Origin of the sequence: Idiomarina sp., from assembly GCF_048260185.1 — a bacterium.
GTDB lineage: Bacteria > Pseudomonadota > Gammaproteobacteria > Enterobacterales > Alteromonadaceae > Idiomarina.
On the sequence record NZ_JBLXHB010000004.1, the window covers coordinates 213,746 to 232,590 of the forward strand.

The following is an 18,845-nucleotide window of genomic DNA, read 5'->3' on the forward strand; positions in this document are numbered from 1 at the left end:
AAATGACAGAAATTGAGCAGCAGACAGAAGCAGATCATCAGAGCGGTCTGGATTTAGACAAGAAGTTGAACAACTACTTCAAGGGCCGTGTGGTCCGTAAAGACCTTACAAAGCAACTGAAAGAAGGTGCAAATGTTCCTGTTTACGTGCTCGAGTATTTGTTGGGCATGTATTGTGCGTCGGATCATCCTGAGATTGTTGAGGAAGGCTTAAAGAACGTTAAGAAAATTCTTACTGACAATTACGTACGACCCGATGAAGCTGAAAAGGTGAAATCGCTTATCCGCGAGCGAACAGTTTATAAAGTGATTGATAAAGTGGGCGTGAAGCTGAATCAGAAAAAAGATATTTATGAAGCGCAGCTGTCGAATCTCGGCGTGAAGGATGCAGTTATTCCATCGCGGTTAGTCAAAGAAAACGAGAAGCTACTAACGGGCGGTATTTGGTGCATTATCACCGTTAAATACTTTTACGAGGAAGGACAGAAAACGTCGCCATTTACAATTGAGAAGCTGGCACCGATTCAGATGCCTTCGATGGACATGGATGAGGTGTTCCAAGCTCGTGCTCAGTTCAATACAGACGAGTGGATGGACGTGTTATTACGTTCAATCGGCATGGAGCCAGCCAACCTTGAGCAGCGGGTGAAGTGGCATTTAATTGCGCGGATGATCCCCTTTGTCGAGAACAACTACAACGTGTGCGAGCTTGGTCCGCGCGGTACGGGTAAGTCGCACGTTTATAAAGAATGTTCACCCAACTCAATATTGGTTTCCGGAGGCCAAACCACGGTCGCGAACTTGTTTTATAACATGAGCTCGCGCCAGGTTGGCTTAGTTGGTATGTGGGACATCGTAGCCTTTGACGAAGTGGCTGGTATTAACTTTAAAGACAAAGACGGCGTGCAGATCATGAAAGACTATATGGCGTCTGGATCATTTGCGCGTGGTCGCGATTCGATTGAAGCGAAAGCATCAATGGTGTTTGTGGGTAATATCAATCAAAGTGTGGATACACTGGTTAAAACCAGCCATCTATTGGCACCGTTTCCAGATGCCATGATTGATACGGCGTTTTTTGACCGTTTCCATGCCTATATTCCAGGTTGGGAAGTGCCAAAAATGCGACCCGAGTTTTTCACGAATCGCTACGGCTTAATTACCGATTACCTTGCTGAATACATGCGTGAAATGCGTAAACGCGGCTTTGCTGACGCTATCGACAAATATTTTAAGCTTGGTAACAACCTGAACCAGCGTGATGTTATCGGGGTTCGCAGAACTACTTCAGGGTTATTAAAGCTAATGCACCCGGACGGAAAATTCGAAAAAGAAGATGTTCGAGCTTGCTTAACCTACGCACTTGAGGTTCGCCGTCGCATAAAAGAACAGCTTAAAAAGCTTGGTGGCATGGAGTTTTTTGATGTGCATTTTAGCTATCTCGATAACGAGTCGTTAGAAGAGTTCTTTGTGAGCGTACCCGAGCAAGGAGGAAGCTCCTTAATTCCGGAGGGAATGCCAAAACCTGGTGTAGTTCATGCGGTAGCCCGCGGAGGTACTAGCGGACAACTTGGTTTGTACCGAATTGAAACGCAAATGATGCCGGGCAACGGTAAGCACTCAGTTTCAGGTGTTGGTTCTGGACAGCAAGGTTCAGCATCCGCAGCAAAGGAAGCAATACGCATCGGTTTTGATTACTTTAAAGGTAACTTAAATCGTATTAGTGCCTCAGCGAAATTTTCTGAATTTGAATATCACCTCCATGTGGTTGAGCTGCACCATACAGGCCCTGCTTCTAGTTTGAGTATGGCGTCACTAATAGCTTGTTGCTCAATGCTGCTCAAGAAGCCAATGCAGGAACAAATGGTCGTGCTAGGCAGCATGAGCTTAGGCGGAGTTATAAACCCGGTAGAGAGCCTCGCAGATACATTACAGATGGCCTTTGATAGCGGTGCTAAACGTGTTTTGCTGCCCATGGCATCGGCTTCTGACATTCCAACTGTACCGGCCGAATTGTTTTCGAAGTTTCAGATTAGCTTCTACTCCGAGCCTGTCGATGCCGTCTATAAGGCCTTAGGTGTGGGTTAATACAGATAAGGACTCGGTTTCAACTTCGCGAAGCGACGAGTGAGTCTAGTACAAGGAAAATCGGAATGATTGAAGAGCCAGACTGGTCTGCACACGGAATATCCTCAACGATATCGCCAAGATTTTTACAGCTTTATGCGTCCATAATCATGCAGCAGACTGTTAATGAGCATGAGTTACAGATGTGTATCGCTCTTTTGCTGAGGTTAGACTATGAGCGAGCACAAATTTTGACATCCGAGCTTTCTTTTCAGCAGCTTGTGGCGCTAGTATCGTCTTCAATGCTTAAATTCAGCGACTCTTCATCTGATATATTCAAGGAGTTTAAATACGCTTTGGTTAAAGTGGAGAAGTTCGCGAAATTGAGAAATGACCTAGTGCACTCAGTATGGATGCATTCTCCCGTTGGTATCGCGGAGCCAGGCGCCAAAAGAATGAAAATCACCTCAAAAAGAAGTAGCGGGTTGAAGATCTTGGACGAGGTGTATTCCGAGGAAGAGCTTGAGATGCAATGGAAGCGTGGCAATTTTTTTATTCGAGAACTTCGGAAAAGAGTTGAAGCGACTATTTCTTGACACCACTAGTCGCATTTCGCGCGAAAAGTTAGCTGTTGAATCATTCAATGTGCAGGGTTTAGCCAGAACCTTATGGTGGGTAAAGCGGTGGGTGAATTCAAAATTATTTACAAGTAAAAGCATTAAATATTTGATTTATAGGTATTAATTTTAAAAGATCGATAATAAAATTCAGAACTTGGAATAATATGTTTTGACGTAGCCTGCGGTTATTACCGCAGGTGCGATTTCATAATTCAGTAAACCTCAGCAACCGGGCGATATTCAAAGCATCATCAATACCACGATGGTGCGTTCCTTCAAAAGACAAACCATGATATCTAAGTGCATTGGCTAAACCAGCGCTACGACTATTCACTTTGTCCTGTCGCCATTGTTGCTTGATGTTAATGTGCGACAGTGAGAAGAATTCAGGTGCTATTTCATGACGGCGGAACTCTGCCCCAATTTGGTTCTTGTCGTAATTACCCCATGAACCCCAGGCAGCCAGCTCATAATTCTCCAGCCACTGGTTTATCTTAGGCACTACGTCTTGATAAATCGGGGCTGAGTCAACATCCCTTTGTGTAATACTGGTTAATTGAGTACAAAAATCGCTGAGCTTTGGATGTACCTGCGGGCGAACCATAAACGATCGGGAGTCCACCACGGCTCCGTCTAATTGTGCGATAACACAACCGAACTCGATAATTTCCATATCATCGACGGTTTGCTTTCGGTCTAAACCTTCAACATTGCCGTCCCAGCAGGTGGCTTCAGGATCGACTATTAGATAAAGCCTGTTGGAATTCACGATACTTGGGTCCATAGGTCAAAATTTGATTTGATATTTGAAGAGAAACTTTCAATGAGACCTCTACCTCGATTTTTCGTAGACCGTCATTGTGAAGTGAACGGGTTCGTTAGTGCTGTTTTGGTAGGTGTGCGCAACGTCCATTTCGGCGGTCATTGAGTCACCTGCCGATAAAGTATAAGTTTCTTCATTCACCAAAACGTCTAAACAACCCCCCTCAACGTGAATGAGTTCAATGGTTCCTTTAGAGTGCGCCTCAGATACAAATTGTTCTTTGGGAAACATAGACCATCGCCATAACTCGATCATGATTGTGCCCTTTGAACCTGCAAGCAGTCGAGCAGCCCCCCCATGATCACCATTCCAGAGTGTCGGAATGTCCTGAGGCTGTCGAATCGTTACTTTCGGGTCGTCTGATACAGCTACTATATCCGCCACAGAAACGGCAAGTGCATTGGCTAATTTGCATAGAATTCCGATACTTGGGTTTGCACGCCCTTTCTCTATTTGCACTAGCATTCCCTTGCTGATTTCGGCATTTTTAGCCAGCTCATCAAGGGACATTCCGTATTGCTTACGAAAGGTGTAAACGCGTTTTGCGATAGCTTCGTTAATAGCTGTTTTATCTTTATCGGTCATTATATTGACTATTTGTTTCTTTATATTAAACTGGCGATGATTTCCATTATCGTTGACTTAAACGATTAGAACAACGCAGGAAGTGATAATGTTTGAGTTTGTCAGTGTATTCGTTATGGGTGCCGTAATTTCTGGTGGGTTGATTATCGCAATTGGTAGCCAGAATGCATTTCTGTTAAAAACCGGGCTAACCAATAATCATCCGTTTGCAGCGGCGACCGTTTGCTTTATCGGCGATATTCTACTTATTGGTGCGGGCGTATTTGGCGTTGGCGCGCTCTTTTCGATTGAAAGCATCTGGGGGCAAATGCTGAGCTTAGCGGGTGCTATTTTCTTAATCTGGTATGGAAGTAATGCGCTAAAAGCTGCGATAAAAGGTGAAAGTCGATTATCGATAGAAAAGGGTGAAAGCAAAAGAACATCGCTTAAAAGCGCATTATTGATGGCTTTTGCAATGACATTTCTAAACCCACACGTTTATATAGACACTGTTGTTCTGGTTGGCGGTGTTACTGCTGGCTTTGAGCAAGTCTATAGACCGTGGTTCGTTGCCGGAGCTTTATGTGCCTCGGCAGTCTGGTTCTATACACTGGTATTTGTTGCAAAAAAACTTGCGAACAAACTGAATAAACCAAGAACCTGGCGTATTATCAATGCATTAATCAGTGCGGTAATGTATCTGATCGCAGGTAGTCTTTTAGTAGATTTAGTCCCGTATTGGCTTTAGCAGGTAAAAGGTACAGAAGTACCAATGTTTGCAAAATGAGCCGAATACACCTACTATTTGGCTCATAGCATGAGCCGAATAAGCTTGTTATTCAGCTCACGACGCAAGCAACTAAGGTAATCAGCAAATGACCGCGTGGCTTTGGCAACATAAAAATTGGCCGAACATGGTGTGGCAGCAACAACAGCTGGCGCCTTTGTTGCGTGGTGTTTATGATCGTCTTGGTCAGCTAAAGGGTAAATCTGCACTGGTTGAAAATAACGCTGAGTTTAGTCTCGATACACTCCTGGCAAATATTGTTGCATCGTCGGCGATAGAAAGTGAAAAAGTTGATGTGTACGCGGTGCGCTCATCTTTGGCTCGGCAGTTCGGTATTAATGACGAATCACCGGTAAAAACAGATGGTTCCTCGGAAGGGCTAGCCAGTTTAATGCGATCTGCAGTAACCGATCTGGATGACCCAATTAAATTAGAAAAGCTACTAAACTGGCATCGGTGGTTGTTTGAACATCATGAATCGCTTATGCAAAAAGTAGAGCCTGGTGTTTTGCGCGGTGAAGCACCTATGCAAATTGTTTCTGGCCCTATTTCACGACCGACCGTTCATTTTGAAGCGCCACCAAGAGCCAATATAGAAACAGAGCTCGAAAGCTTTGTTAATTGGTACAACGAAACGCAGCAGGACTCGCACTACGACCCTTTGTTACGTGCTGCTATTGCCCATTTGTGGTTTGTGACAATACACCCATTTGAGGATGGGAACGGGCGCATAACTCGAGCGCTTACCGACAGAGCTCTGGCTCAGGCGGACAGGCAAAGTATTCGGTTATTTGCGATGTCCGAAGCGATTCTGGCAAATCGTACGGGTTATTACGACATACTGGAATATACTCAGAAACATGGGGTTGATATAACGCCATGGCTTGTTTGGTTTTTACAAACACTTGCTGAGGCTGTTGATGCCGCTTTAATAAAAATTGACAGGGTTGTCGCTAAGGCAAAATTCTGGGCTCGGCACGTGAACAAGAATATTCAACCAAATCAGCAAAAAGTGCTTAACCGGTTGTTGGATGGTGATTTTGCGGACGGCATTAATGCATCGCAGTATAAGTCGGTGGCTAAAGTGAGCAAAGCAACGGCGACGCGACATTTGGCGGATATGGTTGCACAAGGGCTGCTTTATAAAACAGAAGGCGGTGGGCGAAGTACGCGTTATAAGGCTTCTACCTAACTTATCGACAACCACATGCTACCAGCATAGAGCACCGTAATAAATACGCTTTCCATACCAATATAGCCGAGGCTTTCTGTTGAACGAATACGAAAGGTTTCTATGCGAAAAACGGACAAAAAAATTGAGCGCGAGATAATCCGCGAACTGACTCAAATGTGCGAAGCCGCAAAGTTTGATCATGAAGGTTTTATCTGGCTGACGCACGAGGTTAATTATCAGCGTTTCCCGCAAAGCTTAAAGGTGACACTTGTGTTTAATGAAAGCGTAAGCGAAGAGGTTTTGCTGGCGGAGTTTCAGGCACTGATCCCAAAAGTGCAGTTAGCTCTTGAACCGGTAATAGGTGAGTCCTTGCCTGCGGCGCAAATTGAAGCCTGCCGGGAACATAGACTGCAATAAGCAGCTGCCTGCCTTAACAATTTACCCTGTGGTCGTGCCTGCGTTGACATACTGTGCTACAACAGATATCAAGTTTAGAAAACTGAAAGGAGAGAACACGTGTTTGAATATAAAAAGATAGCGCTGGCGGTCTCGCTAGTGTTAATGACAACAGCCTGCTCTGACGCTTCCAAAGAAGAAGCGACGACGGCAACTGTGGAGTCGAAAACTGCGACGACTGAAAACACTACCCAAAATGCGGAGCAAACCGAATCGGAAAAGGCGAATAAGCTGTTTGAAGACATTTTCATGGAAAATGTTATGCGCAGCCCTATGTATCAGTCTTACCTTGGTATTAAAGATGATCAGGATAAATGGGACGATATTTCTGAAGAGCGCGCAAAAGAAGATTTAGAGTTTCAGAAAGCACAGCTGGAACGGGTAATGGCTATTGATGAATCTAAGCTTAACGAGCAGACTAAAATTAGCTGGACGCTAATGAAGCAGAAGCTGGAAAACGACATTGCTGACTTTAAATGGCGTCACTATAACTACCCGGTTAACCAAATGTTCGGTATGCACTCCAGCGTAGCATCGTTGCTAATTAATCAGCACGGTATTAGCGAAGTGGATGATGCAGAAGACTATATTGCGCGTCTTAATGGCCTGCCGGAATTATTTGAGCAGTTGGCAGAGAACCTGGAGCTGCGGGCTGAGAAAGGCATTATCGCACCTAAGTTCGTTTACCCTTATGTCATTAGCGACAGTGAAAATATCATTACCGGTGCGCCGTTTGATGATGGTGAACCCAGCGCGTTATGGGCAGACTTTTCTAAGAAAATAGACGGCTTAGATATTGATGACAGTCAGCGCGATGAGCTTTTAGATTCGGCGAAAAAAGCGATGCTGGAATCAGTAAAACCGGCCTATGAAAGCTTGATCACCTCAGTAGAGGGCATTGCTGAGCAAGCGGATACTAAACACGGCGCCTGGAAATTTCCTGATGGCGAAGCTTTTTACAATAACGCATTAAAACGCACCACCACGACCGACCTGACTGCCGATGAAATTCATCAAATTGGTCTGGACGAAGTAGAGCGTATTCACGAAGAAATGCGCGGCATTATGAAAGAAGTTGGCTTTGACGGCACGCTTCAGGAGTTCTTTGTACATATGCGCAACAGTGACGACTTTACTTATTCGAGTACGGAAGAAGGTCGTCAACGTTATCTGGATGAAGCCACTGCGGTTATTGATGACATGCGTGGACGCCTTGATGAATTGTTTCTTAATAAACCAAAAGCTGAGTTAACGGTAAAAGCGGTAGAGCCTTTCCGCGAGAAGTCTGCAGGTAAAGCATTCTATCAGCAGCCGTCAATGGACGGTTCACGTCCGGGAATCTATTACGCCAACCTGTACGATATGTCATCTATGCCGACGTATCAGATGGAAGCTTTGGCTTATCATGAAGGTATTCCGGGTCACCACATGCAAATTGCAATGGCGCAGGAGCTAGAAGGTATTCCGAGTTTCAGAAAGTATGGCCGTTACACGGCTTATACAGAAGGCTGGGGGCTATATACCGAAAAACTTCCAAAAGAGATTGGCCTTTATGAAGACCCTTACTCTGACTTTGGTCGTTTAGCTATGGAGCTTTGGCGTGCAGTGCGTTTGGTTGTTGATACCGGTATCCATGACAAAAAATGGACTCGTGAAGAGGGTATCGATTTCTACGTGAACAATACGCCGAACGCGAAAGCCGATGCCGTGAAAATGGTTGAGCGTCATATTGTTATGCCAGGCCAGGCAACAGCCTATAAAATTGGTATGAACAAAATTCTTGAATTGCGCGAAAAAGCTAAATCAGAGCTTGGTGATGCGTTTGATATTCGTGAGTTCCATGACGTTGTGCTGGGTAGTGGTCCGGTACCACTTAATGTACTTGAGCAATTCGTTAACGACTATATTAGCGAAACGAAAAGTTCTTAAATCTTTTCCCTAAATACAGCGCATCACCGCACTAACTCTGCGGTGATGCGCTGCTTTCATTGGTTATTCACTTAGTCGATTCCCACCGCCGCGCTTGGCCTGATACATAGCTTGATCTGCCCGGTTTATTAGAGCGTCTACGGTGTCTCCGTGTTTAGGCCACAGAGCCATTCCTATACTGGCGGTAACAACCTCTTCTCCATGCGGCAGTATTAATGGTGCCTGCATTGCCTGACGAATTTTCTCAGCAACGGTTCGCACTATATCGACTCCTTCATCTGTTGTCGGAACCGCATCAATAAGTACCACAAACTCATCGCCACCTAAGCGCGCTACCGTGTCGGTTGCACGAACTGAAGCTGCAATCCGTTCAGCAACTCCCTTCAGTAACTGGTCTCCGGTTGCGTGCCCATAGGCGTCATTGATAACTTTGAATTTATCGAGATCTAAATACAACAGACCCAGGCCGCCGCCATCGCGTTCTGCTCGTGTTTGTGATGTACGAACCCGGTCATAAAATAGTGCGCGGTTGGGGAGCTGGGTTAATGGATCGGTCAGTGCCATATGCTCTAAGCGCGCTATTAAAGCTTCACGTTCTGCTTCAAGTTGCTTTTGCTCAGATACATCCCGGGCAACGCCAACCCGCATCTGGTCTCGTTCAGACCAGCGCGCGGACCATAGCAAATGCACTATTGAGCCGTCTTTACGTATGTATCGGTTCTCGAACTGAACAACCTCGTTACCTGAGTTGACTTGTTGAGCGATAGCCATGGTTGCCTGATGGTCATCGGGGTGCATAAAGTCAAACATTGAACGACCAATCATTTCTTCAGGGGTATAACCAAAAACACGGGCTGCACCCGGGCTCAAATAACTGAACTGGTGCTGCTTATTAACAACGCAAATCGCATCTAATAGCAAATCCATGTATTCGGCAAGATCGGCGAACGCGGCTTTATTCATTGAAAATATAAGACCCGGCTGGTGTAAATAGGAATATGGACATGGTTACGCTTAAGCAAAACCATTGTCCACTGTTTTAAGCAGGTTTTCTCCTGTGCGATTTAGTACGTAATTTTATGTTCGTAGGTTCAGTATACACATTCCAATCTTTACAAAACCACGCTAGCATAGAAGAAAAGCGGCTAAAGAATTTTATGAAATATTGGCGAAAATACCACCCGACTATTGGCGCTGATGACCCTCGGTATCATCAGGTGTCGCTAGTTTTGACGGCCTTGTCTTCGACAGCGTTCAGAGCAGTATTTAACGTCATCCCAGCAGTCCTTCCATTTTTTACGCCAGACAAATGGACGCTGGCAAACCGGACATAGCTTGCTGGGCAGGTGCGGTTTTTGGTGCGCCAATTGAAAGCTCCTCTTTTAATAAAGCATGAACAGCGTTTATTCCAACTGCATTCTACGGCTCCTTAAAGATATTGAAAGAGTTGAGTGAAATCTCCACTTCTGTGCTATTGATTAAGGATGGAATTGAAACCGAGAGTCGTATTATGAAACACAACATTTCTTATGGTTTAGTTTTTGGTCTGGCGTTGTTAATGGCGGGCTGTGCGTCACCGTCTTCTTCCGTGCTTATTGGTGATGCTCGTCCGGAAATTCCGGCTGAGCAGGTAAAAGTCTATTTAGAAAAACCAGAAAACTATGAGGAAATAGCTTTAATTGAAGCAACCAGCGACTCCTCGTGGAGCTTTGGTGAGCAGGCGAAAATGGACGCGGTATTAAAGCGCCTGAAACAGGAAGCGGCAAAAGTTGGTGCTAATGGAATTTTGCTTCAAAAAACGGGTGAAAAAGAAGGTAACTCTGTTTATGTCGGCACCGGCGCAGGGAAATACTCGGGTAACTTGGGCTTAGGAGTAAGTGTGGGTAAGGCTTTTGGGTTGACTGATAAAACCGGAGAAGGCATTGCTATTTATGTAAAATCTGAAAACGAGAAAGGCGTTGAGCCGGAACAAAATAATTAAGTCCGGCACCGCCCCGGCTAGCTAGCTGCGAGACAACGTCTTAATTAAGTGCCAGCCAAATTGGGTTTTGACCGGGCCATGCACTTCAAGAGTGGGCTTGCCGAACACTACTTTGTCAAAAGCAGGAACCATTTGTCCGCGGCTAAACTCGCCTAAGTCACCACCTTTTTTGCCCGAGGGGCAAAGTGAATGCTTACGTGCAAGCTCGGCAAACTTAGCACCTTTGGTCAGTTGCTCTTTTAGTTTTTCGGCTTCATCTTTAGTCTCGACTAAAATATGTAATGCGTGTGCTCTTGCCATTTTTACCCCCGGCGTTTATGTCGGTTTTATTCAGGGACTTCAGTCGCGTTCCAGTTAACTGCCTGCCAGCGACCATCCAGCTCAATGAGAACGCCGGTATTGTAATAGTATTTTGTCACTTTTCCTTCTTCTTCGGCGGTTAGTGTGAAATTAAAAACCACAGTGTCACCAAATTGCTTTACTTCGATATCTTCGGCCTCGTACCACACTTCAACTTCTTCCGGGTCTTTGGTCTTTGAGCTTTTAACGCCGGACATAAGATGCTCTTTACCAAAGCGGTTTCCAGTCGAGCTGGTGTAAGTGAGTTCTTCTGCCCAGAAGTTATCGTGAACCTTGTGGTCATTGATGCTGGCACCGTAAAGAAAGCCCTCAACAGCCTTTGTTGTCGTTTCCTCTACACTTTCTTGAGCTAAAACTGTACTGCTGAATAGCAGGCTGAAAACTATAATTAGGTATCGCATGGTTATTCTTCCTTTAAGTTATACTTTTATTTTCTGTATGCTGTCAGCATATGGCAAGCTCTGATATACGGCAAACAGGTTTACAAATGCTTATCAAACAAACGGAACTTCGGTTAGCGGCTAAGCCGCGAGGTTTTCATCTTATTAGTCATGAAGTAGAACAAGCTTTATCGCAACTCGGGTCGGTTAAAGCGGGGCTATTACAGGTATTTATAAAACACACATCGGCATCGCTGACCATCAACGAAAACGCCGACCCAACAGTCCGTCAGGATTTCGAAAGCCACTTTAATGAGATGGTACCGGAGAATGCGCCTTATTACCGGCATACGTTTGAGGGGCCTGATGATATGCCGGCACATTTAAAGTCCAGTATTCTGGGAAGTAGCGTGACGGTTCCGGTTACCGAAGGTGGTCTGAATATGGGAACATGGCAAGGTATATACCTATGTGAACATAGAGATCATGGTGGCGCTCGTACTTTAGTTTTGACATTGCAGGGTGAGTGAGGGGTAGCGAGTACTCACTTAGCCAAACCTGGCAATAAGAAAAATAAGAGCTAAAGCAGCAATTATCCCGACAATGGTGAAAATGCCGTGCTTGTAGATACGCTGGTCTTTCTGTTCTGTCGTCATGTTTCTTCTCTATGCTGATAATTTACGCATTGCCCATAAACCAATAACGGGACCGGGCAGTAAAAGCCAGGTGACCCATTCATTATGTATAGACCACAAGTTGCTGGTTAGCCATATTGCCGGTAGTGTTAAAGAAAAGCCAATGGCATTCATTATAGCCAGTGCCGAGCCAATATTCTCCTTTGGCGCAAATTGGGCGGCTAGTGCCGAAAACTGTGGCGAGTCAGCGATAACAGTTAGACCCCACAATAGTAACAAACCGAAAATTAACTCTGCAGGAAGCTCTGTCATTAAAGGGTATAGTAAGCAAATGGCACCGGAACTGAATAAAGCTAGTCGGGCAACGCGTAAACCACCTATGTTCTTACTCATGATGCCGCCGCCAATACAGCCCAGACTGCCAATAGCAATAATACTAAATGCCAGCCAGGATGCCGCGCTTAATGGCAGGTTTAGAGTCGCCAGTGGGTGCAATACCAACAAGGGTGTCAGCATCCAAAAAGCGTAGAGCTCCCAGGCATGACCAAAATAGCCTATTGCTATGGCACGAAATTTAGGTTGGATTAATGCGCGTAATCCGGAACGTAACGTGTGGGGCGTCGCTACGCTAGGTAAATGAGGCCCACTACCAAGCCAGCCCACTAATAAACCACCAAGCAATGCCAATAGTGAAGAGGCCAGTAACGGGATCTGCCATGAAAAATCCAGAGTTATGCCGCGCATGAGGTGGGGCAAGGCCGTGCCCAGAGTAAGCATCGCCAATAGCCAGGCAAGTGCACTGCCGGCGTAACGAGGCACCCAGGATATCACCAGTTTCATTCCCATTGGGTAAATTCCAGCTAGGCACAGCCCGGTTAAAAAGCGCAGCAACCAGGCTATGCTGGCAATTTCAACGGTTAGGATAAACAGCGCATTAACAGCTGCACCAACGATGCTTGAGAACAGGAAAATTTGGCTGGCCCGGTAGCGATCCGCCAACCCGGTCAATGCCAGTGTCAGAGTGCCGATAATAAAACCCAGCTGTACAGCCAGAGTTAGAGCGCCTAAGTCTGATTCAGTGAGTTGCTGCTCTGCCGATAAAGGATGCCAGACTCCGTTAATACTGAACCACAGGGAAGTACCGAGTAATTGAGAGAGAATAATTAAGGGTAAAGCGAGCTTCTGGTGTAGTTTGGTATTGCTTAGCATGGTGCCGTTAATTACCTCTTATAGGAGGTTATTTTTATCTGCTTTACATTACCTTAGTTAACGAACTAATGCGACGTTGGCTTTTTTTCTGTGATAATTTACATTGAAAATCCCACTATTCAAACAAAGAGCGATGCTAAAGAAAGCTGAAATCAACGAATTAAAAGTGGCACTGACCTGGCCTGAGAATGCTGCCGAGTTTCGCCTGTGGTTTGGTGATAAAGTTCGGTATGGCAGCCCGACAGAGGCTATTTGGCGACAGATTAAAGGCAATGAGCGCGGGACTTTTGCATTTTATCAGAATGAAGAGCTGGTTGGTTTTGCTCAGGCCTATGAAAAAGTAGAGAATGGTATTCACCTGGCGTGCCTTATTGTTAACCCAAAAGTTAGAGGCCAAGGGGTCGGTCGGTTGTTTGTAAAAGCATTGCTGGAGTATGCCTGGGCACAGGAGAAAATCAGATTTATTACATTGAATGTATATCCTGAAAATACCCCAGCCAGGTTGTTATACAACAGTCTTGGTTTTAAGGAAGTTAGTGATAATCAGGACATGATTGCTATGAGCCTGAGGGAAAGGAAATAAAAAAGGGAGCAAAATTTGCTCCCTTAAACTTGGGTAATGATTAAACCATTGGCTTCGTACTTTTACCGCTTTCGCCAGTTCTGCGCCATAAGCTGGTAATGCGTGCAGAGCGGACGATAAGCCAGGTCATGGCGAATAAACCAAGGCCTAAACCAAGTGCTAACCAGCGGTTATAAACGGTTGCTGAATAGATACCGCCATTGCCAACGGGCACAACTTCTTGTGGCATTAACGGAAGGCCATGTCGTGTGGCCATATCTTTAATGCCACTAAAGTGAATACCCGGAATATCTTCTTGCAGGAAATAGCCCATCATGGTGTCGACAGCAAAAGCTCGTGAAGGAGCGTCCTTCTGAAGACCTGACTTGAACATATCATCAATACCGGGAGGGCCTACTATAGTTGCGCCACCACCAACATTTATGAAGGCTTTGTATTGACGGTCAGCTGAATATTCACGAAATATGGCAATACGGTCAGCGACGGCTTCCTGGTAGCTTGCAGGATCAATAAAATTGATACCGGCTCTTTCTATTGTATTTCGTATTGAGGTAATGCCTTCTTCGGGAATACCAATTCCCCGATCTTCAATACCTCCAATAGAAGCGTAAACGGGTTTTGAACTGAGTACGCCGGCTTCGCGGAGTTCTCGCTCCATATCAAGCCATAAAAAGTTAGGTACGTTCCCGCCCCACTGCGAGGATGACGCGGATGCGATAATAATCGCTTCAGCTCCCATCGCTTCGATAGCTGAATAGACAGCCAGGTTCAATGCCGGGAAGGAACCTGATACCGTAACTGCAACTAAATCTCCTTCCTGAACACCCGCATCTGCCATTAATTTGACCGCGACTGCTGCCCAGTTAGGGTTAATCGTAGTTTGTTTCGATTCGCGACTACCATGGTTAGTGGTAACAATACTGTTTTCCAAACCAACCATACCAGAGCGTTGGGGATCGAATTCCGGGTTAATTGGAGCCAGTTTTGCGCGTAACGGTTTAAGAACCTGCATACCTTCACGCATTATTTTTGACGCATTAACCATGGTTGCGTAATTATCATCAACGACGGGATCGCGTTGTTTTAGATTTTCCGCAGAAACCATAACGATTACTGACAGTACGATAAGAAAAATAAGTCCCCAGGTTGGTACGCCCGACGAACGCCAATAAATCTTTGTAAAACTACTCATGATTCGTCCTCCTGTTACCAGCCTGGCATCTGAAATGCTTGGCTTGCTTCGTACATTTGTAATGATTCGGGCATAATAATGATAAGTGCAAGACGAACCAGTACTGCAGTTACTGCCAGCCCACATAAGGTTTGCAATACGCCTTGCCGATCAAACCAAATAGCGATAAGTCCCGGAATAATGTAGCCGACGATGCTGCTTTCCATAATCGACATCATAAAGCTCGATTCAAGTGTGGCAACTTGAGCCTGCGCATCACCACCGCCTGCTATCATTTGCAAATCTACCCAGTTAACAATGTTGCCAAGGAATAAATCCATTAAGCCAGCAATGAGATAACCGGTAAGAATCATGATAATGGTTTGGCGACGGCCATAAATAATAGCGAAACTGGCAATAATTCTGACAATCAGGTAGGTAATAAGCGCCGCAACAAGTGTAATAGCCAGGCTTAGAGGATCAGTCAGTTGCAAGGCAACATAACCGGGAACAACCAAGCCGCCGGCGGCTAAACCTAATGTTTGTGTGAGTAACAAAGTAAAAAATAAACCGACACCAATGGCAACGGCAAGAATGTTTAATGCAATCATAGATCTTCCTCCTTGATTGCCCGGTTCTGGAAGAAACGAGCGACTTCTTCGCCACCTCCGTGAATGTTGCACATACCGACAACTAATGCGCTGCTGCCGGATTCTTCTAAAATAGTTTCGGTAATTTCGGTCATCTCAGCATTTTCCATAACAAGTAGTTTTTCGGGGTCAAGGCCGTATTTCACGGCATTACGGACGAAAATAAAGGTTCCTGAGCCCATTAACAGATATTTATCTGCGGGACTCCATTTAACGATGTCTTCGGCCATTTGCTGGGAGCGGTGTGGGCGGTCAGCCCGGCAATTTATTAAGACAACTTTACGTCGCCCTTCGCTGTGTTTCTCCAGCATGTTTTCCCAAATACGGCTGGTAGATTCGGGATCGTTGGCAGCAAAAGCATTGACGAATACAATTTCGCGTTTGAAGTAATTAACGTGAAGAACTTGCATTGCACCTGCCTCGGGCTCTAGTGAGACCATTCCCTCTAAGGCTTTTTCCCGGTCAACACCCAAGTGTTCGCAGATATTCAGTGCTAACGCAACATTTTCAGCGTGCTCCGCGTAACGGAAACGTTTCATGGTGTCGTCGGTAATCGCGTTAACCTCTTCCTCTGTCACTCCGTGCAACTCACTTTTACGGTCTTGGCAAGAATGTTTAAACACATCCAGTAAGTCGCGTTCAGCGGTAAATAAGTCGCCTTTTACTGGGGTACTACCTGCCAGAGCCAGTGCGACATCGTTCTCACCTGGGCCCATAACATCTAAATGGTCGGCACGGGCATTGGTAATAACACCAACCGTTGAGCGAACCATACGTAATTCACTCAAAGACTGATACTGAGGTTGCAACGCCATACATTCCATAACCACAATTTCAGGTTTTAATGCTGCCATTCTTTTGAGCGTGCGCATTTGCTCAATAATATTGGCACCGCTTATGCGGTAAATAGGAAATTCGCGACCATCCGGGTCGGTAATAGCTGCAGCTGAACCGGTTGTCTTAGCACAAATACGTTTGCCGCCACCCCGTAACCCCGCAGCAATCAACCGGGTAACGCTGGTTTTTCCCCGAGTACCATTTACATGGACCCGCACTGGAATTTTACGGACAAGTGCCCAATGGCGAACGGCCTCAAAAGCGCCGGCTATGACCAGAACAACCCACAGTGCAGCCACGATAGCGAGCATGCTGGGTATTTCCACGAGAATCCTCCTGAATTAATTCGTTTAAAACGGGACTATAATTACAGACTATCCCTTAATAGTGCTATTGTTTTTAGGGATCTTTACAAAAGGGTAATCCAGAATGCTTAAAACACGAACAACAGAAATAAAGTGGGGCGTTATTTTTATTATAGTCAGTATGTTGTGGGTATTAATAGCAAGGCTAGTTGGTCTTCATGACAATTACATTGCTTACCATTCAACTTACTCGAACTTCTTTGCACTTATTGCTATCGCCATTTATGTATTAGCACTTAGAGAAAAACGGGAAAAAGATCTTAACGGATCAATGACCTGGAAACAGGGGTTTATCAGTGGTCTGATTATAGCCATTGTGGTGGCGGTTTTAACGCCAATTAGCCAGTGGATAACACACGTTATTATTTCACCGAATTATTTTGAAAACGTTAGTAACTTTGCTGTTAATGAAGGTGGAATGAACGCTGAGCAAGCAGAAGTTTATTTTACTTTAGGTAGCTATATTATTCAGTCAATGCTTTTTGCCCTTGTTGTCGGCACCATCACGGCAGCAATAGTCGCGATATTTATGAAAACACCGCAACTTGACGATAATTAATTCGCTTTTAAGATTGGCCGGAGCACTTCAGCCTGGCCATCAATTTCGGTGAGCAGCTCTAAATTGAGTAATTCTGCCAGCATTGGGTATATATGGATGTTCTCAAAACGCTCAATTTGCTGGCCACGATGAAAACCGCTTCCGGCTGCAACAAAAAAGCCGTCCATATCGCGGGTGCCGTAATACCCGTGAGTGCCGCCGTCTGACCACTGACTACGCGGCCGTGTAGCGAAGCTGGTAGGAGCATCCGTTGCTAAAACAATGGCAGGAACCCGGGGGCTATTCACGAAGTGCCGCTGAGCCAACGCTGCTTCCGATTCTGTATAAAAGGGGGCATCAGCCATTTGGTTCAAGCGTTGTCGGAGTGAGTCCACTTGCTTGTCCGAAGTCTCCTCATTTGCGTAAATAAGCAGTCGAGTTTGTGCATTTACAACGTTAAAAAGCTCTTCATCAATATTCAGCTCATTAACATCAATCATCTTGTTGGCCTTTATTGGCGCCATGCCGTGGTCAGAAACCAGAACCAGATTAACCGGCGCATCCACTTCTGTTTGCATTCGTTGCCATAACTCACCAATCAGCTTGTCAACGTGCTGAACCGCGCCTTTTACTTGTTTAGCGTCCGGGCCAAAACGGTGACCCATGGTGTCAACCACAGAGAAGTAGCCGGTAACCAGTCTTGGACGAGCTTTTTCCGGTAACTTCAACCAGTCGATGATTTGCTCTACCCGCTGGCGGTTAGGAACGGGGGTACTGTAATGATAAAAGTAACTGGGCGTCCGGCCATTAATACGGGCATCGGACTCAGGCCAGAAAAAGGTCGCCGCTTTTACGCCCTGAAATTCAGCAAGGTTCCACAGGGGTAAAGCGGTAATCCAGCTACTGTCCTCTAAGCCGTCGCCCATGCTGTACTTTTGCTGGCGCTCGGTATCGTAAAAGTTATTATCGACCAGACCGTGGTTAGTGGGGTAACGGCCGGTGATAATAGATAGATGATTTGGGAACGTCTTGGACGGATAAACGGGAATCAGTCCTTTACTGCGCACACCGCTTTTAGCTAATTCTGCAATGTTTTTGGCATCATGTTTTTCAATATAGTCGTGACGAAAGCCATCAATTGAAATAAGTACCACAGTTTGCTCATTACTTTTCCCGAAAGTAAATGACGAAAAAAGAACAAGGCAGACAGCTAAAAGCGTTTTCATAGTAATTTCCGGTATCCGATTTTAGACCTTTTTAACAAATTCAGATTTCAGTTTCATTGCACCAATACCATCAATTTTACAGTCGATGTCATGATCACCATCAATTAAGCGGATATTTTTAACTTTGGTACCGACTTTAACAACCGATGATGAACCTTTAATTTTAAGATCTTTAATGACAGTGACAGTATCGCCGTCTTCCAGTGGCGCACCGTTGGCATCGCGATAAGTTGGTGCATCGTCAGTTACTTCTGGTTCGTTTTCAGACCATTCGTGTCCGCATTCAGGACAAACTAATAAGGTGCCATCGTGGTAGGTGAAGCTTGATTTGCACTCAGGGCAGGCTGGGAAATCGCTCATGTCAGATCCTTTTGAGGAGATGAAAGCGTGCGATTATAGCCCGTAAGCCAGACTTGTCACATCCATTTCATGTTTTACCCTGTAAGATAATAGAGAAGTGACTGAATCACCAACGAAAGAAAAAAGGGCAG

General features: G+C 45.4%; 22 protein-coding genes. 10 read left to right on the top strand and 12 right to left on the bottom strand.

All coding sequences use genetic code 11. The annotated features are described in order from the left end of the window. Positions 1-2 precede the first annotated feature (2 nt). Positions 3-2,087 (top strand): protease Lon-related BREX system protein BrxL, encoded by a 2,085-nt coding sequence (brxL, locus tag ACN0RF_RS10410; RefSeq protein ID WP_417438956.1) that lies wholly within the window; start codon positions 3-5, stop codon positions 2,085-2,087. 65 nt (positions 2,088-2,152) lie between these two features. Then, entirely contained in the window at positions 2,153-2,662 is a 510-nt protein-coding gene (locus ACN0RF_RS10415; RefSeq protein ID WP_417438957.1) for a hypothetical protein, read from the top strand. Positions 2,663-2,891: 229 nt separating this feature from the next. On the opposite strand, the gene ACN0RF_RS10420 is transcribed toward ACN0RF_RS10415, so the two are convergent. Beyond that, entirely contained in the window at positions 2,892-3,455 is a 564-nt protein-coding gene (locus ACN0RF_RS10420) for an exonuclease domain-containing protein (protein ID WP_417438958.1), read from the bottom strand. A 63-nt stretch (positions 3,456-3,518) separates the two neighbouring features. After that, positions 3,519-4,094 (bottom strand): helix-turn-helix domain-containing protein, encoded by a 576-nt coding sequence (locus tag ACN0RF_RS10425; protein WP_417438959.1) that lies wholly within the window; start codon positions 4,092-4,094, stop codon positions 3,519-3,521. Between the two features lie 88 nt (positions 4,095-4,182). On the opposite strand from ACN0RF_RS10425, the gene ACN0RF_RS10430 reads away from it, so the two are divergent. The 4 genes from ACN0RF_RS10430 (at position 4,183) to ACN0RF_RS10445 (ending at position 8,419) form a co-directional block, all read left to right on the top strand. After that, entirely contained in the window at positions 4,183-4,821 is a 639-nt protein-coding gene (locus ACN0RF_RS10430; protein WP_034822737.1) for a LysE/ArgO family amino acid transporter, read from the top strand. A gap of 127 nt (positions 4,822-4,948) precedes the next feature. Further along, the gene (locus ACN0RF_RS10435) at positions 4,949-6,052 is read left to right on the top strand and encodes a Fic family protein (protein ID WP_417438960.1); all 1,104 of its coding nucleotides are present in this window, start codon (positions 4,949-4,951) and stop codon (positions 6,050-6,052) included. Positions 6,053-6,154: 102 nt separating this feature from the next. Further along, positions 6,155-6,451, top strand: a complete 297-nt coding sequence (locus ACN0RF_RS10440) for a hypothetical protein (RefSeq protein WP_011235642.1) — start codon at positions 6,155-6,157, stop codon at positions 6,449-6,451. A 144-nt stretch (positions 6,452-6,595) separates the two neighbouring features. After that, complete coding sequence (locus ACN0RF_RS10445) at positions 6,596-8,419, top strand: DUF885 domain-containing protein (RefSeq protein WP_417439055.1); 1,824 nt, start codon at positions 6,596-6,598, stop codon at positions 8,417-8,419. A gap of 63 nt (positions 8,420-8,482) precedes the next feature. Here ACN0RF_RS10445 and ACN0RF_RS10450 read toward each other — a convergent pair whose 3' ends face one another. Next, entirely contained in the window at positions 8,483-9,382 is a 900-nt protein-coding gene (locus ACN0RF_RS10450; protein WP_011235640.1) for a sensor domain-containing diguanylate cyclase, read from the bottom strand. Between the two features lie 260 nt (positions 9,383-9,642). After that, positions 9,643-9,786, bottom strand: coding sequence for a DUF2256 domain-containing protein (locus ACN0RF_RS10455; RefSeq protein WP_082815469.1), 144 nt, complete (start codon positions 9,784-9,786; stop codon positions 9,643-9,645). 143 nt (positions 9,787-9,929) lie between these two features. Here ACN0RF_RS10455 and ACN0RF_RS10460 point away from each other — a divergent pair, with 143 nt between their 5' ends. Continuing rightward, positions 9,930-10,400, top strand: a complete 471-nt coding sequence (locus tag ACN0RF_RS10460; RefSeq protein ID WP_034822802.1) for a hypothetical protein — start codon at positions 9,930-9,932, stop codon at positions 10,398-10,400. Positions 10,401-10,421: 21 nt separating this feature from the next. Here the strand turns inward: ACN0RF_RS10460 and ACN0RF_RS10465 are convergent, their stop codons facing one another. Next, entirely contained in the window at positions 10,422-10,700 is a 279-nt protein-coding gene (locus tag ACN0RF_RS10465; protein WP_011235637.1) for a peptidylprolyl isomerase, read from the bottom strand. Between the two features lie 26 nt (positions 10,701-10,726). Next, the gene (locus ACN0RF_RS10470) at positions 10,727-11,161 is read right to left on the bottom strand and encodes a nuclear transport factor 2 family protein (protein WP_417438961.1); all 435 of its coding nucleotides are present in this window, start codon (positions 11,159-11,161) and stop codon (positions 10,727-10,729) included. Between the two features lie 86 nt (positions 11,162-11,247). On the opposite strand from ACN0RF_RS10470, the gene ACN0RF_RS10475 reads away from it, so the two are divergent. Continuing rightward, positions 11,248-11,670 carry a secondary thiamine-phosphate synthase enzyme YjbQ gene (locus tag ACN0RF_RS10475; protein WP_417438962.1) on the top strand — a complete coding sequence of 141 codons (423 nt, stop codon included), beginning with the start codon at positions 11,248-11,250 and terminating at the stop codon, positions 11,668-11,670. A 135-nt stretch (positions 11,671-11,805) separates the two neighbouring features. Here ACN0RF_RS10475 and ACN0RF_RS10480 read toward each other — a convergent pair whose 3' ends face one another. Continuing rightward, the gene (locus ACN0RF_RS10480; protein ID WP_417438963.1) at positions 11,806-12,984 is read right to left on the bottom strand and encodes an MFS transporter; all 1,179 of its coding nucleotides are present in this window, start codon (positions 12,982-12,984) and stop codon (positions 11,806-11,808) included. A 103-nt stretch (positions 12,985-13,087) separates the two neighbouring features. On the opposite strand from ACN0RF_RS10480, the gene ACN0RF_RS10485 reads away from it, so the two are divergent. Then, positions 13,088-13,567: a GNAT family N-acetyltransferase gene (locus tag ACN0RF_RS10485; RefSeq protein ID WP_417438964.1), complete on the top strand. Its 480-nt coding sequence runs from the start codon at positions 13,088-13,090 to the stop codon at positions 13,565-13,567. A 40-nt stretch (positions 13,568-13,607) separates the two neighbouring features. Here the strand turns inward: ACN0RF_RS10485 and pgsW are convergent, their stop codons facing one another. Genes pgsW through pgsB form a run of 3 tightly spaced genes read right to left on the bottom strand, consistent with a single transcriptional unit; the run spans position 13,608 to position 16,551 of the window. Next, a complete protein-coding gene (pgsW, locus tag ACN0RF_RS10490; protein ID WP_417438965.1) occupies positions 13,608-14,759 on the bottom strand; it encodes a poly-gamma-glutamate system protein in 1,152 nt (383 codons plus the stop codon). 14 nt (positions 14,760-14,773) lie between these two features. Further along, positions 14,774-15,349 carry a poly-gamma-glutamate biosynthesis protein PgsC gene (gene pgsC / locus ACN0RF_RS10495; RefSeq protein ID WP_417438966.1) on the bottom strand — a complete coding sequence of 192 codons (576 nt, stop codon included), beginning with the start codon at positions 15,347-15,349 and terminating at the stop codon, positions 14,774-14,776. Further along, positions 15,346-16,551, bottom strand: coding sequence for a poly-gamma-glutamate synthase PgsB (pgsB, locus tag ACN0RF_RS10500; RefSeq protein ID WP_417438967.1), 1,206 nt, complete (start codon positions 16,549-16,551; stop codon positions 15,346-15,348). Before pgsB ends, pgsC begins: the two co-directional genes overlap by 4 nt. Positions 16,552-16,654: 103 nt before the next feature. On the opposite strand from pgsB, the gene ACN0RF_RS10505 reads away from it, so the two are divergent. Continuing rightward, positions 16,655-17,149 (top strand): DUF4199 domain-containing protein, encoded by a 495-nt coding sequence (locus ACN0RF_RS10505; RefSeq protein WP_414018732.1) that lies wholly within the window; start codon positions 16,655-16,657, stop codon positions 17,147-17,149. On the opposite strand, the gene ACN0RF_RS10510 is transcribed toward ACN0RF_RS10505, so the two are convergent. Beyond that, on the bottom strand, positions 17,146-18,354 hold the full coding sequence (locus ACN0RF_RS10510) for an ectonucleotide pyrophosphatase/phosphodiesterase (RefSeq protein ID WP_414018731.1): 1,209 nt from the start codon (positions 18,352-18,354) through the stop codon (positions 17,146-17,148). The two genes, ACN0RF_RS10505 and ACN0RF_RS10510, sit on opposite strands and share 4 nt — an antisense overlap. Positions 18,355-18,375: 21 nt before the next feature. Then, complete coding sequence (locus ACN0RF_RS10515; RefSeq protein WP_126782818.1) at positions 18,376-18,714, bottom strand: zinc ribbon domain-containing protein YjdM; 339 nt, start codon at positions 18,712-18,714, stop codon at positions 18,376-18,378. Positions 18,715-18,845 lie beyond the last annotated feature (131 nt).

Bases quoted from the DNA above. Each gene is read 5' to 3' on its own strand.
- brxL (WP_417438956.1), top strand. From the start codon at position 3: ATGACAGAAATTGAGCAGCAGACAGAAGCAGATCATCAGAGCGGTCTG.
- ACN0RF_RS10415 (WP_417438957.1), top strand. From the start codon at position 2,153: ATGATTGAAGAGCCAGACTGGTCTGCACACGGAATATCCTCAACGATA.
- ACN0RF_RS10425 (WP_417438959.1), bottom strand. From the start codon at position 4,094: ATGACCGATAAAGATAAAACAGCTATTAACGAAGCTATCGCAAAACGC.
- ACN0RF_RS10430 (WP_034822737.1), top strand. From the start codon at position 4,183: ATGTTTGAGTTTGTCAGTGTATTCGTTATGGGTGCCGTAATTTCTGGT.
- ACN0RF_RS10435 (WP_417438960.1), top strand. From the start codon at position 4,949: ATGACCGCGTGGCTTTGGCAACATAAAAATTGGCCGAACATGGTGTGG.
- ACN0RF_RS10440 (WP_011235642.1), top strand. From the start codon at position 6,155: ATGCGAAAAACGGACAAAAAAATTGAGCGCGAGATAATCCGCGAACTG.
- ACN0RF_RS10445 (WP_417439055.1), top strand. From the start codon at position 6,596: ATGACAACAGCCTGCTCTGACGCTTCCAAAGAAGAAGCGACGACGGCA.
- ACN0RF_RS10450 (WP_011235640.1), bottom strand. From the start codon at position 9,382: ATGAATAAAGCCGCGTTCGCCGATCTTGCCGAATACATGGATTTGCTA.
- ACN0RF_RS10460 (WP_034822802.1), top strand. From the start codon at position 9,930: ATGAAACACAACATTTCTTATGGTTTAGTTTTTGGTCTGGCGTTGTTA.
- ACN0RF_RS10465 (WP_011235637.1), bottom strand. From the start codon at position 10,700: ATGGCAAGAGCACACGCATTACATATTTTAGTCGAGACTAAAGATGAA.
- ACN0RF_RS10470 (WP_417438961.1), bottom strand. From the start codon at position 11,161: ATGCGATACCTAATTATAGTTTTCAGCCTGCTATTCAGCAGTACAGTT.
- ACN0RF_RS10475 (WP_417438962.1), top strand. From the start codon at position 11,248: ATGCTTATCAAACAAACGGAACTTCGGTTAGCGGCTAAGCCGCGAGGT.
- ACN0RF_RS10480 (WP_417438963.1), bottom strand. From the start codon at position 12,984: ATGCTAAGCAATACCAAACTACACCAGAAGCTCGCTTTACCCTTAATT.
- pgsW (WP_417438965.1), bottom strand. From the start codon at position 14,759: ATGAGTAGTTTTACAAAGATTTATTGGCGTTCGTCGGGCGTACCAACC.
- pgsC (WP_417438966.1), bottom strand. From the start codon at position 15,349: ATGATTGCATTAAACATTCTTGCCGTTGCCATTGGTGTCGGTTTATTT.
- ACN0RF_RS10505 (WP_414018732.1), top strand. From the start codon at position 16,655: ATGCTTAAAACACGAACAACAGAAATAAAGTGGGGCGTTATTTTTATT.
- ACN0RF_RS10510 (WP_414018731.1), bottom strand. From the start codon at position 18,354: ATGAAAACGCTTTTAGCTGTCTGCCTTGTTCTTTTTTCGTCATTTACT.
- ACN0RF_RS10515 (WP_126782818.1), bottom strand. From the start codon at position 18,714: ATGAGCGATTTCCCAGCCTGCCCTGAGTGCAAATCAAGCTTCACCTAC.